This is a genomic window from Streptomyces sp. NBC_01410 (genome assembly GCF_045040195.1).
Lineage (GTDB): Bacteria > Actinomycetota > Actinomycetes > Streptomycetales > Streptomycetaceae > Streptomyces.
This window is the reverse complement of sequence record NZ_CP109530.1, coordinates 3284506-3300780: the sequence shown is the minus strand read 5'-3', so window position 1 is coordinate 3300780 and position 16275 is coordinate 3284506. Positions and strand designations below refer to the sequence as shown.

The window sequence follows — 16275 nt, the reverse complement described above, 5'->3', positions numbered from 1 at the left end:
GTCCCCCGCGCGCATGGTGGCTGCGCGCGGGGGACCGCCTGTGTCCGGGTACGGGTCCTGCTACTCGACCGTGACCGACTTCGCCAGGTTGCGCGGCTTGTCGATGTCGCGGCCCATGGCCAGGGCCGTGTGGTACGCGAAGAGCTGGAGCGGGATGCCCATCAGGATCGGGTCCAGCTCGTTCTCGTTCTTCGGCACGACGATCGTGTGGTCGGCCTTCTCCTGCTCGCGGTGCGCGACGGCGAGGATCCGGCCGCTGCGAGCCTTGATCTCCTCCAGGGCCGCGCGGTTCTTCTCCAGCAGCTCGTCGTCCGGGACGATCGCGACCGTCGGCAGCGCGGGCTCGATGAGCGCCAGCGGGCCGTGCTTGAGCTCGGAGGCCGGGTAGGCCTCGGCGTGGATGTAGGAGATCTCCTTGAGCTTCAGGGAGGCCTCGAGAGCCACCGGGTAGCCGCGCACCCGGCCGATGAACATCATCGACTTGGCGCCCGCGTACTCCTCGGCGAGCTTCTTGATCTCTGCCTCTCCCTCGAGGATCTCGCTGATCTGCGCGGGCAGCTTGCGCAGGCCCTCGATGATCCGCTTGCCGTCGGAGACCGAGAGGTCGCGGATGCGGCCCAGGTGCAGGGCGAGCAGCCCGAAGGCGACCACCGTGTTGGTGAAGCACTTGGTGGACACGACGCAGACCTCGGGCCCGGCGTGCACGTACACGCCTCCGTCGGCCTCGCGGGCGATCGCGGAGCCCACCACGTTGACCACGCCGAGGACGCGGGCGCCCTTGCGCTTGAGCTCCTGGACGGCCGCGAGCACGTCGTACGTCTCACCGGACTGGGAGACGGCGATGTACAGGGTGTCGGGGTCCACGACCGGGTTGCGGTAGCGGAACTCGGAGGCCGGCTCGGCGTCCGCGGGGATCCGGGCCAGGCCTTCGATCAGCGAGGCGCCGATCATGCCCGCGTGGTACGAGGTGCCGCAGCCGAGGATCTTCACACGGCGGATGCCGCGGGCTTCGCGGGCGTCCAGGTTCAGCCCGCCGAGGTGCACGGTGGAGAACTTCTCGTCGATGCGGCCGCGCAGGACGCGGTCCACCGCGTCCGGCTGCTCGGAGATCTCCTTGTGCATGTACGTGTCGTGGCCGCCCATGTCGTAGGAGGCGGCCTCCCACTCGACGGTCTCGGGGGTGGCGGTGGTGCGCGTGCCCGAGGTCGTGTACGTGCGGAAGTCGTCGGCCTTCAGCGTGGCCATCTCGCCGTCGTCGAGGGTGACGACCTGGCGGGTGTGGGAGATCAGCGCGGCGACGTCGGAGGCGACGAACATCTCCTTCTCGCCGATGCCGAGGACGACCGGGGAGCCGTTGCGGGCCACGACGATGCGGTCGCTGAAGTCGGCGTGCATGACGGCGATGCCGTAGGTGCCCTCGACGACCTTGAGCGCCTCGCGGACCTTCTCCTCGAGCTTCTCGGCCTGGGAGCGGGCGATCAGGTGGGTGATCACCTCGGTGTCGGTCTCGGAGGCGAAGACGACGCCGTCCGCCTCCAGCTTCGCGCGCAGCTCGGCGGCGTTGTCGACGATGCCGTTGTGGACGACCGCGACCTTGTTCTCGGGGTCGAGGTGCGGGTGCGAGTTGATGTCGCTCGGGGCCCCGTGGGTGGCCCAGCGGGTGTGAGCGATGCCGGTGGTGCCGGCGAAGCGCTTGGGGACGCGGGCCTCCAGGTCACGGACCCGGCCCTTGGCCTTGACCATCTTCAGCCCGGCGGCCTTGGGGCTCGTGATCACGATGCCCGCGGAGTCGTAGCCCCGGTACTCCAGCCGCTGCAGGCCTTCGAGCAGCAGCGGAGCCACGTCACGCTTGCCGATGTAACCGACAATTCCACACATATAGCTATGCCCTCCGGTAGATCAGGTGTGTGCCCGGCCGGTCAGCCGTAGACGATGCGGCGCAGCTGGCGGAGCGAGAGCTCCGGCGGCGCCACGGCGCGGTACGGCAGCTCGGCCGCGATGCGCTCGAAGATGTCCGTGTTCGCCAGGCCACCGGATTGCAGCTCGCGGTGGCGGCGGCGGACGAATTCCTCGGTCCTCTCGTCGAAGTACGCCAGCACGTCGAGCACCACCCGGGCCGCCTCACCGCGCTGGAGCGCGGTGCTGCGCACCAGATGGTCGATGAGATCGTCGTGGGACGATGGGCGGCGTTCGAGCACCCGTAGATATTGCGGCGTCACCTGTCGCGATTGCAAGAATCCTGCCCGATTACGGGCACATCTCACTCACAGGCGCTTGAGAACTGCCCGTTTTGCGGTGGTGAACTCCTCTTGCGTCAGTATCCCGGCCTGATGCAGCTCGCCCAGCTCCCGCAGCCGGCGCAGCAGCGCGTCATGATCGTCGCTGCTGGGGGCGGGGGGCGGCAGGGCGTCCTGCGGTGCGTACGGATGCGGCATCCGTGCTGCTACGGCGGCCCCGACCAGCGCCATCAGGGGATCCTTGCGGAAGCCCCACAGCTCCACGGCGTACGGGTCGTACTTCGGTGGGGGCAGGGAGCCGGCCTTGGTCACCCGGAACCGGAGGTAGCCGTTCTCCAGACCGGCCGAGGGCAGCCACTCCACCGCCTCCACGTCCTCCAGGTCGACGCTGCGGACGCCGCCGGACGACTTGGACTCCTCGGTCTTCCAGTTCCACTCCAGCCGGATCCGCTCACCGTCGAAGGTGGCGGTGCCGTCGCCCGCGCCGACGGTGATGGGCAGGGCGGGGCCCGGCAGGAGATAGGTGTCGACAGGGCCGGTCTGCACCTGGTCGAGCAGCAGGGCGTTGCGGACCTCGTCGACGACGTACTCGGCGACGCCGGTGCGGTCGTTCTCGACGGTGAGCCGGTAGGGGTCGGAGCTGTCCTCCAGCTTGCCGCCGGTGATCTGCAGCAGCGGGTCGGCGCCGTTGCGCAGCCGCAGCCGGAGGCGTCCGGACTTCTTGCCGGGCTCGAAGGAGATCCCGGCGAGTGCGTTCAGGGGTACGGCGACTTCCCCGAGGGTCTGGCGCAGCAGACTGACGCTCTTGTCGCTGCCGGGCACGATGCGCACCGTGTCCCCGTCGAAGGTCCAGGTGCCGTCCTTCTGGATGATTTCCGCCATGCGGGGATTCTCGCATCGGGAGGTGGGGTACGCGGGGTCGCCCGGGGCGAGTTGGGGCAAGGAAGTGGTCTACACCTTGACCTCAACTGGGGTGCACGGTACGCATGATGACTGCCGTTCGGTTGTTCAGCACCACAGTTGCGACGCCCGTCGAAGGGACCCAGCCTGTGAGACAGCCCAGAGCGTTACCCCGTCTGTTCGGCTCGCTGCTGCTTGTCGCCGCCGCGGGCATCGCCGCCATCGGCGCCGGACCCGCGCCCGACCGGCCGGTGCCCGACCGGTCCGCGTCCACCCCGCGGCCGCTGGGGCAGATCGTCCCCGCGCCCGCGTCCGTGAGCCCGGACGGCGCCCCGTACACGCTCACCCCCTGGACCCGGATCCGGGTCGACCAGCACTCCCGCGAGGCACAGCAGATCGGCACGTATCTCGCCGGGATTCTGCGGCCGTCCACCGGATACGCCCTGCCCCTCACCGACGGCCCCGCCCCCGGCGGCATCCGGCTGCGGCTGAGCGCCGACGAGCGCGCCCTCGGCGACGAGGGCTACCGGCTCCAGTCGTCCCCCGCCGGGCTCACCCTCACCGCCCGCAAGCCCGCCGGCCTCTTCCACGCCGTGCAGACGCTGCGCCAACTGCTGCCCGCGGCCGTGGAGAAGGACGCCCGCCAGCGTGGCCCGTGGCAGGTCGCGGGCGGCACCGTCACCGACACCCCGCGCTATGCCTACCGGGGCGCGATGCTCGACGTCTCCCGGCACTTCTTCACCGTCGACCAGGTCAAGCTCTATATCGACCAGCTCGCCCTCTACAAGATCAACAAGCTGCACCTGCATCTCTCCGACGACCAGGGCTGGCGGATCGCCATCGACTCCTGGCCGCGCCTGGCCACCTACGGCGGCTCGACCCAGGTCGGCGGCGGGCGGGGCGGCTACTACACGAAGGCCCAGTACAAGGAGATCCTCGGCCACGCCGCCTCCCGCTATCTGGAGGTCGTCCCGGAGATCGACATGCCGGGCCACACGAACGCCGCGCTCGCCTCGTACGCCCAGCTGAACTGCAACGGCGTCGCGCCGCCCCTCTACACCGGTACGGACGTCGGCTTCAGCTCGCTCTGTGTGCCGAAGGCCCTGACGTACGACTTCGTGGACGACGTGGTGCGCGAGCTCGCCGCGCTGACGCCCGGGAAGTACCTCCACATCGGCGGCGACGAGGCGCACTCCACCAGCCACGCGGACTATGTGGCGTTCATGGACAAGGTGCAGCCGATCGTCGCCAAGTACGGCAAGACGGTGGTCGGTTGGCACCAGCTGACCGGCGCCACACCCGCGAAGGGCGCACTCGCGCAGTACTGGGGCCTGGACGGCACCAGCGCCCAGGAGAAGGCGCAAGTCGCGAGGGCCGCGCGGAACGGCACTGGGCTGATCCTGTCGCCCGCGGACCGGATCTACCTCGACATGAAGTACAACAAGGACACCCCGCTGGGGCTGGACTGGGCAGGCTTCGTCGAGGTGCGCAGGGCGTACGACTGGGATCCCGGCGCGTATCTGCCGGGGGCGCCGGCGTCGGCGGTCGCGGGGGTCGAGGCACCGCTGTGGTCGGAGACGATCTCGACGAGTGACCACATCGAGTTCATGGCGTTCCCGAGGGTGGTGGGGGTCGCGGAGCTGGGCTGGTCGGCGGCGTCCACGCACGACTGGGAGGCTTACCGGCTGCGGCTGGCGGCGCAGGGGCCGCGGATGGAGGCGCTGGGCATCGACTTCTACCGCAGCCCGCAGGTGCCCTGGGTTTCTGGCTGACCCAGGAAGAGAGACGGGCGCGCCGGTGAGGGACCGTAGTCACCGGCGCGCCCGCCCGTTCAGTGGGAGAACCGCGCGATCGGGTTCTCCAGCGCGCCGACCAGCTGCAGCGCCCCCGCCGGGTCCGCCAGGTCCACCATCTGCTTGTTGTTGCGCAGCTGGAGCCGGTTGAGGCAGGAGAGCGCGAACTCGTCCGCGAACATGTCGTACTCCCGGAACTTGTCCGCCAGATGCGGCACCGACTCCTGGTAGGCCAGCACGCACTCCGCGACCGTCCGCCAGAACGTCTCCTCGTCCAGCCGCTCCTCCGCGACCAGCGTGGCTCCCAGGAAGCGGAAGAAGCAGTCGAAGACGTCCGTGAAGACGGACAGCAGCTTCATGTCCTCGGGGACGTCCGCGCGGATCCGTTCGACGGCCGGCGGCAGCACCGCGTCCGGGTCCATCACCGCGATCTCCTCGGCGATGTCCTTGAAGATCGCCCGCTGGACCGTGCCGTCCTCGCCGATGACGAGGATGACGTTCTCGCCGTGGGGCATGAAGACCAGGTCGTACGCATAGAAACTGTGCAGCACCGGCGTCAGATACGCGTCCAGGTACCGCCGCAGCCACTGAGCGGGGGCGAGCCCCGATTCGTCGATCAGCGCGCCCGCGAACGACGCGCCCTCGTGGTCGACATGGAGCAGCGACGCCATGGTCGCCGGCCGCTCACCCGCCCGCAGCGACGGCACCGGGCTCTCGCGCCACAGCGCGGCGAGCATCTTGCGGTACGGCGAGTAGCCGTCGGTAGCCCGCTCGTACTGGCGGTGGTGATACCCGATCGCCGCCCGCTCCCGGATGATCGAGAAGCGCGCCGCCTTCAGTACGTCGTCGCTGTCGATCAGGCCCGCGAGCCAGTCGTTGATCGCCGGTGTCGCCTCCATGTAGGCGGCCGAAAGGCCCCGCATGAAGCCCATGTTCAGGACGGACAGCGCGGTTTTGACGTAGTGCTTCGCCGGGGCGCTCTTGTTGAAGAAGGTGCGGATCGACTGCTGCGCGAGATAGTCGTCGTCGCCCCCGCCCAGGCACACGAGCCGCTGCTGCGCGATCTCGGCGGCGAAGGTGACGGACAGTTTGTTCCACCACTGCCAGGGGTGGACGGGCAGCAGGAAGTAGTCGGCGATGTCGAGTCCGAGGGCGCTGAGCTGCCCGCCGAAGCGGGCGAGCGCCGCCTCGCCGAGCTCGCCTTGGACCAGCGTCTCGTAGTCGAGTCCGGCGCCTGCCGTGAAGGTGGCGACATCCCGCCGGGCGGCGAGCCAGACGAGCCGGATCTCGCCGGCCGTCTCGGGGGCGTACGAGAGGTATTCGTGCACCCCGAAGCCGAGCCGGCCGTTGTTGGCCACGAAGCAGGGATGGCCCTCGGTCATGCCCGTCTCGATGGCCTGGAAGCCGGCCGTGGCGAGCTCGGCGGAGGTGACGGGCTTCTTGGTCAGTTTGTACGCCGTGCCGGAGAGGGTGGAGGAGATCTCCTCCAGATAGACCGGCAGGATCTCCTCGCTCAGGCCCAGCGAGCCGCGCAGTTCGATGAAGAAGTCCAGCGCGTCCAGGGGATGCTGCTCGCCGTCCCGGTGGCGGGTGATGGAGTCGGCGTGGACCTGCCAGTGGTCGAGCGCGAACCGGCCCGCGCTGAAGCGGTATTCGCTCGCGGCGTCGTCGCTGAGGACCCGGTAGCGGTCCTCGCCGAGCGACTCGGGGACCAGCAGCCGCTCGTGCGAGAACTCCGCCAGCGCCTTGCGCACGAGGAGCCGGTTGGCCTGCTCCCACAGCTCGGGCGTCAGATGCGATACGGCGTCGGTGAGGGTCATGCCGTCACCCCCCGGGCGGCCTCGAACTGTGCGCGGGTGCAGAAGCTCAGCAGCGCGTCCTTCTCCGGCTTCTTGATCTCTCGCTCCGGCACGAAGCCGACGGCCTCGTTGATCGCGTGCACGGCCTTGTTGCGCACGTCCGGCTCGACGACCACACGCTTGGTGGCCTCGTCCGCGAACAGCGTCTCCATCACCGCGGTGATCACGCCGCGGGTGAAGCCGTGCACGGGCGTATCGGTCGGCGCGACCAGGAAGTGCATGCCGACGTCGCCCGGCCGGGCGTCGTACAGCCCGACGAGTTCGACGTGCTCCGGGTCGTAGCGCTCCATCAGGAAGACGGGCTCACCGTCCTTCAGTCCGATGAAGGCGTGGTGGTGCTCATGAGCCGATATGGCCATGTACTCGCGCTCGACGTCCTGCAGTTTCGCGTCCTGCATCAGCCAGAACGCGGCCTTGGGGTGGGTGACCCACCCGTGCACCAGCTCGGCATCGGCGAACGGATCGAGGGGACGGACGGTGAACGTCATACGGAGAACTCCTGGAACGCGATGGACTTTTCGACGGCGTAGTACTCGGATCCCAGCAGCTCTCCGATGATGTAGGCGTTGCGGTACGCGCCCATGCCCAGGTCGGGCGAGGTGATGGAGTGCGTGTGCACCCCGGCGTTCTGCAGGAAGATCTCGCGGCCCGCCGTGTCGATCGCGTAATTGCGGGCGACGTCGAAGCGGCCCTGCCCGTCACGGCGGATACGGTCGGAGACCGGCTTCAGGAATTCGGGCTCGGCGTACTTGTAGCCGGTGGCCAGGATCAGGCCCGAGGTCTGCAGCTCGAAGTCCTTGCCCTGCTCCTCCTGGCGCAGCCCGAGGGTGTACGCCCGGTTCTCGTACCGCGCGCTCTGGAGCGAGGAGTTGGTGAGCAGTCTGGTCGGGACCGGGCCCTTGAGGTTCTTCTGGTAGAGCAGGTCGAAGATCTCGTTGATGAGATCGCCGTCGATGCCCTTGAAGAGGCCCTTCTGCTGGGATTCGAGGCGGTAGCGGGTGGCCTCGGGCAGGGCGTGGAAGTAGTCGATGTACTCCGGCGAGGTCATCTCCAGCGTCAGCTTGGTGTACTCCAGCGGGAAGAACCGCGGGGAGCGCGTGACCCAGTTGAGCCGGTAGCCGTGTACGTCGATCTCGGAGAGCAGGTCGTAGTAGATCTCCGCCGCGCTCTGGCCGCTGCCGACGAGGGTGATCGACTCCTTCTGCTGCAGCGCCGCCTTGTGGTCGAGGTAGCGCGAGTTGTGCAGAAGGTCGCCGTCCAGTCCCTGGCAGGGCTCAGGGATGTACGGCGGGGTGCCGGTGCCCAGGACGAGGCGCCGGGCGCGGAACTGTTCGCCGCCCTCGGTGTGGACGATGTACAGCTCGTTCTCGTACTCGACCCGGGTCACGGTGGTGCTGAAGCGGATGGAGCTCAGTTTGGCCGCGGCCCAGCGGCAGTAGTCGTTGTACTCGGTCCGCAGCGGATAGAAGTTCTCGCGGATGTAGAAGGAGTACAGCCGCCCCGATTCCTTCAGATAGTTGAGGAAGGAGTACGGGGAGGTGGGGTCGGCAAGGGTGACCAGGTCCGACATGAACGGCGTCTGGAGGTGGGCGCCCTCCAGGAACATGCCGGAGTGCCACTCGAAGTCCCGCTTGGACTCCAGGAAGAGGCCGCTCAGTTCACCGATCGGCTCGGTCAGGCAGGCCAGTCCGAGATTGAAGGGCCCGAGCCCGATACCGATGAAATCCAGGGGCTCACGAGGCGTGGACAAGATTCTCTCCCAGGTACTGCTCGGCGTGGCCGGCGATCAGATCGAGTACGGCGGCGATGTCTTCGGTCGTCGTCTCGGGATTGAGCAGGGTGAACTTCAGGTACTGGCGGCCGCCGACCTTCGTACCGGCCACCACGGCCTCGCCGGACGCGAACAGCGCCTTGCGGGCGTACAGGTTGGCCCGGTCGATCTCGGCGGGACTGGTGGCGGACTGCGGGATATAGCGGTAGACCAGCGTCGACAGCTGCGGTTGCACGACCACGTCGTAGCGCGGGTCGGCGGCCAGCAGCTCCCAGCCCGCCGCGGCCAGGTCGCAGACCTCGTCGAAGAGCTGCCCGACGCCGTCCGCGCCCATCACGCGCAGCGTCATCCACAGCTTCAGCGCGTCGAAACGGCGGGTGGTCTGAAGGGACTTGTCGACCTGATTCGGGACCCTCCCCCGCAGCCCTTCGGGCGCGGGAGGTGCCCCCATGTCCAGTTCGAGCCGCGGGTTGAGATAGTCCGCGTGGTACGTGGCGTGGCCGAGCGTTGCCCCGTCCCGGACCAGCACGGCGGATGAACTCACGGGCTGGAAGAAGGACTTGTGGTAGTCCACGGTCACCGAGTCGGCATGCTCGATGCCGTCGAGGAGATGGCGGCGGGTGGGGGAGGCCAGCAGCCCGCAGCCGTACGCCGCGTCCACATGCATCCAGGTGCCGTACTGCTCGGCCAGCCCGGCGATCTCTGGCAGCGGGTCGATGGAGCCGAAGTCGGTGGTGCCGGCGGTCGCGACGACGGCCATGGGGACCAGGCCGTCCCGGGTGCAGCGCGCCAGCTCGGCGGCGAGAGCGAGCGTCTGCATCCGCTTGTTGCGGTCGACGGGGATGGACACGACGGCCTCCCGGCCGAGGCCCAGCAGCGTCGCCGACTTCTGCACGCTGAAGTGGCTGCACTCCGAGGTGAAGATACGCAGCTTTGCCAGGTCCGTCGTTTTGGCCTCCTCGCGGGCGAGCAGCAGCGCCTGGAGGTTGGACTGTGTGCCGCCGCTGGTGAACACGCCGTCGGCGGCGGCTCCGAGGCCGATCCGCTGCGCGGTCCAGTCGATGAGGCGCCGTTCGATGAGGGTGCCGCCCGCGCTCTGGTCCCAGGTGTCGAGCGAGGAGTTGACCGCGGAGAGCACGGCCTCGCCGAGCACGGCCGGGATGACGACCGGGCAGTTGAGGTGGCCGAGGTAGCGGGGGTGGTGGAAGTAGACCGCGTCGCGCAGGTAGACGGTCTCCAGCTCGTCGAGGGCGGCGGAGGCGTCGCCGAGCGGTCGGTCGAGGTCGACCGCGGAGATCACCGGAGCGAGTTCGTCGGCGGTCACGCCGGTGAACGGCTTCCGGGTGGTGGCGAGTCGATGCGCCACCCGCTCGACTCCTTCGGTCACGGAGCGCAGATAGCTCTCCGCCGTCACGTCATTGAGCAGGTGCGAGCGCATGCGATGTCCTCCGGACAAGCGAGGGGGGCGAGGGCTGAAGTAAGGTTAGCCTAACCTAACTCTCCAGCAGTCCCTCGCCCCCTCGGGGCACGGCTGTTATGCCGTTGTTCACATGCCGTCAGCCTCGCTCGCGGCTTCGTCCGGCACGCCCGCCTCGGCCTGTTCGCGCAGGCCGTCCTCGCTCACGCCGCGCCGCCAGTAGCCCACGAACGTGACGCGCCGGCGGTCGAGTTCACGCTCGCGCACCAGATGGCGGCGCAGCGCCTTCACGCTGCCCGACTCGCCCGCGATCCAGGCGTACCCCGTGCCCTCGGGCAACTCCGCCCGGCTGACCGCTTCCAGGGCCGAGGGCGCGCCCTCTTCCCGTACGAGCCAGGTGACATGGGCGTCCGCATCGGTCCTCACGTCCTGGTGGTCCGCGGCGTGCTGCACCTCCAGCCAGACCCGGGCCCGCATTCCGGCGGGCAGCCACTCCAAGATCGCCGCGGCGGCGGGCAGCGCGGTCTCGTCGGCCCAGATCAGCACCCAGTCGGTGTCCTCGGGCGGACGGCAGCGTACGGCGGTGTTGTCGGCGACGGCCGGGCCGAGCACCGTCACCCGGTGACCGGGCGCGGCCTGAAGGGCCCAGCGGCAGGCGGGTCCGCCGTCGGCGTGGACGGCGAAGTCGATGTCGACCTCTGCGGGTTGGAGCCGCTGCTCCCGCACGGTGTACGAGCGCATCACGGCGCGTACGTCCTCGGGCATCGCACGCCAGGCGCCGAGCGCGGCGTACAGGTCCCCGTCCTCGGGCACCGGCACGACGGGAGCCTCCTGGCCGGGATGCGGCAGGAAGAGGGAGAGGCTCTGGTCGCGGCCTCCGGCGGCGAAGGCCTTCAGGTCCTCGCCTCCGAAGGTCACGCGGACCATGGACGGGCCGAGCCGCCTGGTCCGTACAACCTTCAGGTCGAAGAAGCGGAACGGGGCGAGCTCGGCCGTCGTCGTCATGGTCAGGCGACCTTCTTCGCGGTCTCGATGGCCTTGGCCAGGTCTTCGAGGATTGGCGCGCACTTGTCGTAGGAGTAGATCGGCTCGGTGACACGCGGGACGACCTGTCCGGCCTTGACGGCGGGCAGCTGGGTCCAGGTCGGCTTGCTCTTGAGGGTGTCGGGCTGGAGGGTCCCGGTGCGGTTGTCCAGGATGACGATGTCGGCGCCGTACTTGCCGGCGTTCTCCCAGCTGAGCTCCTCGAAGAAGCCCTGCGCGTTCGGCTTCGGCTCGACGAACTTCACGCCCAGCTCCTGGAAGTACAGGGTGTCGGCGGACATCTTCGGCACGGAGACGTAGAAGAGCTCCGGGCTGCCGGAGCCGATGAGCACCTTGAGGTCCGGCTTGGCCTTGGCGGCGGCGCGCAGGCGGGCCGCGGCCTTCTCGAAGCGGGCCTTGGCGTCGGCCGCCTTCTTGCTCTTGACGTCACCGCCGAGCGACGCGGCGAGTTCCGCGTGGCGCTCCAGCGCCTTCTGCATCGTGGTCTCGGCCGCCCACAGCAGAACGCTGGGGGCCAGCTTCATGATCTTGTCCTTGGACTGCGGCGGGACGTACCACGGGTCGTCCTTGGCCCACATGTTGGTGATGAGCAGCTCGGGGTTCAGGGCCGCGTACTGCTCGATCTTGAACTCGCCGTAGACATTGCCGATGACCTTGACCTTGGTGACATCGAGGTCGCCCGCCTGGACGTCGGGCTTGTTGTCCTTGGTCGTGGTCGGGCCGAACACGCCCTTGACCTCGACGCCGCAGTCGTAGAGGGCCGCGGCGGTGCCGGTGAAGGCGACGATGTTCTTCGGGGCCGCCTTCAACCGGACGTTCTTGCCGCGGTCGTCGGTGAAGGACCAGGGGCCCGGCTTCTCGGCGGCCTTGTCGGTGCCGCCCTTTTTGTCGTCGCTGCCGCAGGCGGCCAGCGCCGCACCGAGACCGAGGGCGCTGCCCGCGGCGAGCAGGCCGCGACGGGTGAGATGGGAAGGGCGGGCGTTGGGCATGATGATGTCCGCTTTCGTACGTGCCGGGTCGGCCACTGGGCAGTTCGAAGGTAGGTTAGCCTAACCTCAGAAACTGTCCAGTGGCCGACCCGGCCCGAGCCCGCCCCCGGGCTGAGTGGATCAGCCCGTAAGCCCCAACTCCCGGGCGATCAGCATCCGTTGCACCTCGCTCGTGCCCTCGCCGATCTCAAGGATCTTGGAGTCGCGCCACATCCGGGCCACCGGATACTCGTTCATGAAGCCGTAGCCGCCATGGATCTGGGTGGCCTCACGCGCGTTGTCCACCGCGACCGTGGAGGAGTACAGCTTGGCGAGCGCCGCCTCCTTCTTGAACGGCTCGCCCTGGACCAGCCGCGAGGCCGCGTCGCGCCAGCCGACCCGGGCCATGTGCGCCCGCATCTCCATGTCCGCGATCTTGAACTGGATGGCCTGGTTGGCGCCGATCGGCCGCCCGAACGCCTGCCGCTCCTTGGCGTACTTCACGGACTCGTCCACACAGCCCTGCGCGAGCCCCGTCGCCAGCGCCGAGATGGCGATCCGGCCCTCGTCGAGGATGCGCAGGAACTGGGCGTAGCCGCGGCCCTCCTCGCCCAGCAGATTGGCCAGCGGCACGCGGACGTCGTCGAAGGACAGCTCACGGGTGTCCGAGGCGTTCCACCCGACCTTGGAGTAGGGGGCGGCGACGGTGAAGCCGGGGGTGCCGGAGGGGACGATGATCGAGGAGATCAGCGGCTTGCCCTCGGCCGTGCGGCCGGTGACCGCGGTGACCGTGACGAGGCCCGTGATGTCCGTACCGGAGTTGGTGATGAAGCACTTCGAGCCGTTGATCACCCACTCGTCACCGTCGCGGACGGCCGTCGTCCTTGTGCCGCCGGCGTCCGAGCCCGCGCCAGGCTCGGTCAGGCCGAAGGCGCCGAGCATCTCGCCCGAGCACAGCTGCGGCAGCCACTGCCGCTTCTGCTCCTCGGTGCCGAAGCGGTACACGGGCATCGCGCCGAGCGAGACACCCGCTTCGAGGGTGATCGCGACGGAGGAGTCGACGCGGGCCAGCTCCTCCAGGGCGATGCCGAGGGCGAGATAGTCGCCGCCCATGCCGCCGTACTCCTCGGGGAAGGGCAGTCCGAACAGGCCCATACGGCCCATCTCGCGGACGATCTCGTACGGGAACTCGTGGCGCTCGTAGAAGTCGCCGATCTTCGGCGCTATCACGTCGTGGGCGAACTGCTCCACGGTGCGGCGGAGTTCCTCGTGCTCGGGGGTCAGCCGGTGGTCCAGGGACATGGGGGAGTCACTCCTTGTGGGAGAGGGCACGGACGGTGCGGGAGGGGCTCGGTCGGCCCAGCTGTTCGGCCATCCACACGCTCGTGGCGGTGAGGCGGGCAAGGTCGACCCCGGTTTCGATACCGAGGCCCTGAAGCATCCACACGAGGTCTTCGGTGGCGAGGTTTCCGGTCGCGCTCTTCGCGTACGGGCAGCCGCCGAGACCGCCCGCGGAGGCGTCCACGGTTCTCACGCCGTGCTGGAGCGCGGCGAGGGTGTTGGCGAGTGCCTGGCCGTACGTGTCGTGGAAGTGCACGCCGATGGCATCGGTCGGCACACGCTGCTCGTTCAGGGCGGCGAGCAGCGCCTGCACATGGCCGGGCGTCGCCACGCCGATGGTGTCGCCGAGGCTCAGCTCGTCGCAGCCGAGGTCCATGAGCTGCTTGGCCACACGGACGACCTGGTGGACGGGGACGGGCCCCTCCCAGGGGTCGCCGAAGCACATGGACAGATAGCCGCGGACATGGATCCTGTCCGCTCGGGCCTTGGCGACGACCGGCTCGAACATGGCCAGCGACTCGTCGACGCTGCGGTTGAGATTGCGCTGCGCGAAGGTCTCCGTCGCGGACCCGAACACGGCGATACGGCGCGCACCGAGGGCGGCGGCCCGCTCAAGACCGCGCTCGTTCGGTACGAGAACGGGCAGGGCGACCCCCTCGATGTCGCCGACGAGGGGGAACAGCTGCTCGGCGTCGGCGAGTTGGGGCACCCACTTGGGGTGGACGAAGCTGGTCGCCTCGATCGTGGTCAGGCCCGCGTCGGCGAGCCGGCGGATGAACTCCGCCTTGACCTCGGTGGGGACGACCGTCTTCTCGTTCTGCAGGCCGTCACGCGCCCCGACCTCGTGGATCCGGACGCGGGGCGGCAGATCCTGTGCGGGAACGGCCATGGGCAGCCCGTCGGTCATGCTTCCTCCCTCGGGGTGACGACCGCCAGGATCTGGTCCATGGCGACGGTCGAGCCGGGCGTGACATCCAGCTCGGTGACGGTGCCGGCGTGCGGGGCGGAGATGACGTGCTCCATCTTCATCGCCTCGACGACGAGGAGGCCCTGGCCCGCCTCGACCTCGTCCCCGACGGCGACCTTGACGACGGTGACGGTGCCGGGCATGGGCGCGGCGAGGGTGTCGGCGCCCGCGTGCGCGGCGCCGCTGAGGGACGCCTCGACGGGGTCGTGGTCCTGGACGTGCCAGGACTCGCCGTCCCGGCCGAGCCAGGTCCCCTCCGGGGAGGAGGCGCACTGGAAGCGATGCGTGACCCCGTCCAGCTCAAGGGTGACGTTGCCCGCGTCGGCGTGAACGAGGCGTGTGCGCTGGATTTCCCCCGCGCCGGGCGGGAGTTCCGCACCGGGCGGGAGTTCCGCGCCGGGCAGGAGTTCCGCGTCCGTCGCCTCGCCGCGTACGCGAATCGCCACCGGGTCCTGGCCCGGCACGCGGAAGTGGTGGACCGTCCAGGCCGGTACGCTGCCCAGGCGCCAGCCGTTCGGGACCCCGAAGGGGTCCGTCCAGCCGCCGGCAGGGGGGAGGTCCTGCTGGCCCAGCAGCGCCGCCGCCGCGTACACCGCCTCCGGGACCCCGTCCACGACCAGGCTGTCCGCGTCCCGTTCCACCAGGCCCGTGTCCAAGTCGCCCGACACCACGTCCGGGTGGGCCAGCAGACGCCTCAGGAAGCCCGCGTTCGTCGGGACGCCGAGGGTGACCGTGTCCGCGAGGGCCGCGCGCAGCTTGCGCAGGGCGGTCGCGCGGTCGGGGCCGTACGCGATGACCTTGGACAGCATCGGGTCGTACAGGCTGGAGACCTCCGTGCCCCGCGTGAGACCGGAGTCGGTGCGCACGCCGTCGCCCTGTGGCTCGTGCAGGGCCAGGACCGTGCCGCCGGAGGGCAGGAAGCCCCGGGAGGGGTCCTCCGCGCAGATACGGGCCTCGATCGCGTGGCCCGTGAGGGTGATGTCGTCCTGGACGAAGGGCAGTTGTTCGCCCGCCGCGACCCGCAGCTGCCACTCCACCAGATCCAGGCCGGTGATCAGCTCCGTCACCGGGTGCTCGACCTGGAGGCGGGTGTTCATCTCCATGAAGTAGTACGAGGACGGGTCGCTGCCCGGGACGATGAACTCCACCGTGCCCGCGCCCACATAGCCGCAGGAGAGGGCCGCCTCCACGGCGGCGGCGCCCATCGACGCACGGGTCTTCTCGTCCAGCAGGACGCTCGGCGCCTCTTCGATGATCTTCTGGTGGCGGCGCTGCAGTGAGCACTCGCGCTCGCCGAGGTGCACCACGTTCCCGTGCCCGTCCGCGAGGACCTGGATCTCGATGTGCCGGGGCCGGTCGATCCAGCGCTCAACGAGCAGGGTGTCGTCGCCGAAGGAGGCCCGCGCCTCGCGCCTGGCCGCCGCGATCTCGTCGAGGAGCGCCGACTCCACGCGCGTGAGCCGCATGCCCTTGCCGCCGCCGCCCGCCGAGGGCTTCAGCAGCACGGGCATGCCGATCTCCCGGGCGGCCTCGGCCAGTTGGTCGTCGCTCAGGCCGGATCCCGAGGAGCCCGGAACCACCGGAACGCCCGCAGCCCGCACCGTCTCCTTCGCGCGGATCTTGTCGCCCATCAGCGAGATCGCCGGTGCGGGCGGCCCGATGAAGGCAAGACCGGCGTCGGCGCAGGCCTGCGCGAAGCCCGCGTTCTCGGCGAGGAAGCCGTAGCCGGGGTGGACCGCCTCCGCGCCCGTGCGGGCCGCTGCTTCGAGCAGGCGCTCCACGCGGAGGTAGCTCTCCGAGGCGGCCGGCGGGCCGATGCGGACCGCGGTGTCCGCCTCCCGTACATGCCGGGCGTCCGCGTCCGCGTCGCTGAACACGGCGACCGAGCGGATGCCCATCGCGCGCAGCGTACGGATGACGCGCACCGCGATCTCGCCTCGGTTGGCGACAAGGACTGTGCTGAACATCGTCATGGTCC

The 16275-nt window shown here is 69.5% G+C and carries 13 protein-coding genes; 1 reads left to right on the top strand and 12 read right to left on the bottom strand.

Annotated elements, in window-relative coordinates; all coding sequences use genetic code 11:
• Window positions 1-60: 60 nt before the first annotated feature.
• From glmS to OG741_RS15000, 3 genes are all read right to left on the bottom strand, one after another.
• Complete coding sequence (gene glmS / locus OG741_RS15010) at window positions 61-1878, bottom strand: glutamine--fructose-6-phosphate transaminase (isomerizing) (RefSeq protein ID WP_266476185.1); 1818 nt, start codon at window positions 1876-1878, stop codon at window positions 61-63.
• Window positions 1879-1919: 41 nt separating this feature from the next.
• Window positions 1920-2198, bottom strand: a complete 279-nt coding sequence (locus tag OG741_RS15005; protein WP_405605568.1) for a hypothetical protein — start codon at window positions 2196-2198, stop codon at window positions 1920-1922.
• 66 nt (window positions 2199-2264) lie between these two features.
• Window positions 2265-3119 carry a DUF4429 domain-containing protein gene (locus OG741_RS15000; RefSeq protein WP_405597969.1) on the bottom strand — a complete coding sequence of 285 codons (855 nt, stop codon included), beginning with the start codon at window positions 3117-3119 and terminating at the stop codon, window positions 2265-2267.
• 167 nt (window positions 3120-3286) lie between these two features.
• Between OG741_RS15000 and OG741_RS14995 the strand changes: the two genes are divergently transcribed.
• A complete protein-coding gene (locus OG741_RS14995) occupies window positions 3287-4909 on the top strand; it encodes a beta-N-acetylhexosaminidase (protein WP_405597966.1) in 1623 nt (540 codons plus the stop codon).
• Between the two features lie 59 nt (window positions 4910-4968).
• On the opposite strand, the gene OG741_RS14990 is transcribed toward OG741_RS14995, so the two are convergent.
• The 9 genes from OG741_RS14990 to OG741_RS14950 form a co-directional block, all read right to left on the bottom strand.
• On the bottom strand, window positions 4969-6750 hold the full coding sequence (locus OG741_RS14990; RefSeq protein WP_405597964.1) for an IucA/IucC family protein: 1782 nt from the start codon (window positions 6748-6750) through the stop codon (window positions 4969-4971).
• Complete coding sequence (locus tag OG741_RS14985; protein WP_405597961.1) at window positions 6747-7277, bottom strand: GNAT family N-acetyltransferase; 531 nt, start codon at window positions 7275-7277, stop codon at window positions 6747-6749. The genes OG741_RS14990 and OG741_RS14985 overlap by 4 nt, the downstream gene beginning before the upstream one ends.
• Entirely contained in the window at window positions 7274-8539 is a 1266-nt protein-coding gene (locus OG741_RS14980; protein ID WP_405597958.1) for a lysine N(6)-hydroxylase/L-ornithine N(5)-oxygenase family protein, read from the bottom strand. The genes OG741_RS14985 and OG741_RS14980 overlap by 4 nt, the downstream gene beginning before the upstream one ends.
• Entirely contained in the window at window positions 8523-9998 is a 1476-nt protein-coding gene (locus tag OG741_RS14975) for a pyridoxal phosphate-dependent decarboxylase family protein (RefSeq protein ID WP_405597955.1), read from the bottom strand. The genes OG741_RS14980 and OG741_RS14975 overlap by 17 nt, the downstream gene beginning before the upstream one ends.
• Before the next feature lie 108 nt (window positions 9999-10106).
• On the bottom strand, window positions 10107-10982 hold the full coding sequence (locus OG741_RS14970; RefSeq protein ID WP_405597952.1) for a siderophore-interacting protein: 876 nt from the start codon (window positions 10980-10982) through the stop codon (window positions 10107-10109).
• 2 nt (window positions 10983-10984) lie between these two features.
• Window positions 10985-12010: an ABC transporter substrate-binding protein gene (locus OG741_RS14965; RefSeq protein ID WP_405597950.1), complete on the bottom strand. Its 1026-nt coding sequence runs from the start codon at window positions 12008-12010 to the stop codon at window positions 10985-10987.
• 120 nt (window positions 12011-12130) lie between these two features.
• Complete coding sequence (locus OG741_RS14960) at window positions 12131-13291, bottom strand: acyl-CoA dehydrogenase family protein (protein WP_405597947.1); 1161 nt, start codon at window positions 13289-13291, stop codon at window positions 12131-12133.
• A 7-nt stretch (window positions 13292-13298) separates the two neighbouring features.
• Window positions 13299-14237 carry a hydroxymethylglutaryl-CoA lyase gene (locus OG741_RS14955; protein ID WP_405597944.1) on the bottom strand — a complete coding sequence of 313 codons (939 nt, stop codon included), beginning with the start codon at window positions 14235-14237 and terminating at the stop codon, window positions 13299-13301.
• Entirely contained in the window at window positions 14234-16264 is a 2031-nt protein-coding gene (locus OG741_RS14950; RefSeq protein ID WP_405597941.1) for a biotin carboxylase N-terminal domain-containing protein, read from the bottom strand. The genes OG741_RS14955 and OG741_RS14950 overlap by 4 nt, the downstream gene beginning before the upstream one ends.
• Window positions 16265-16275: the final 11 nt, after the last annotated feature.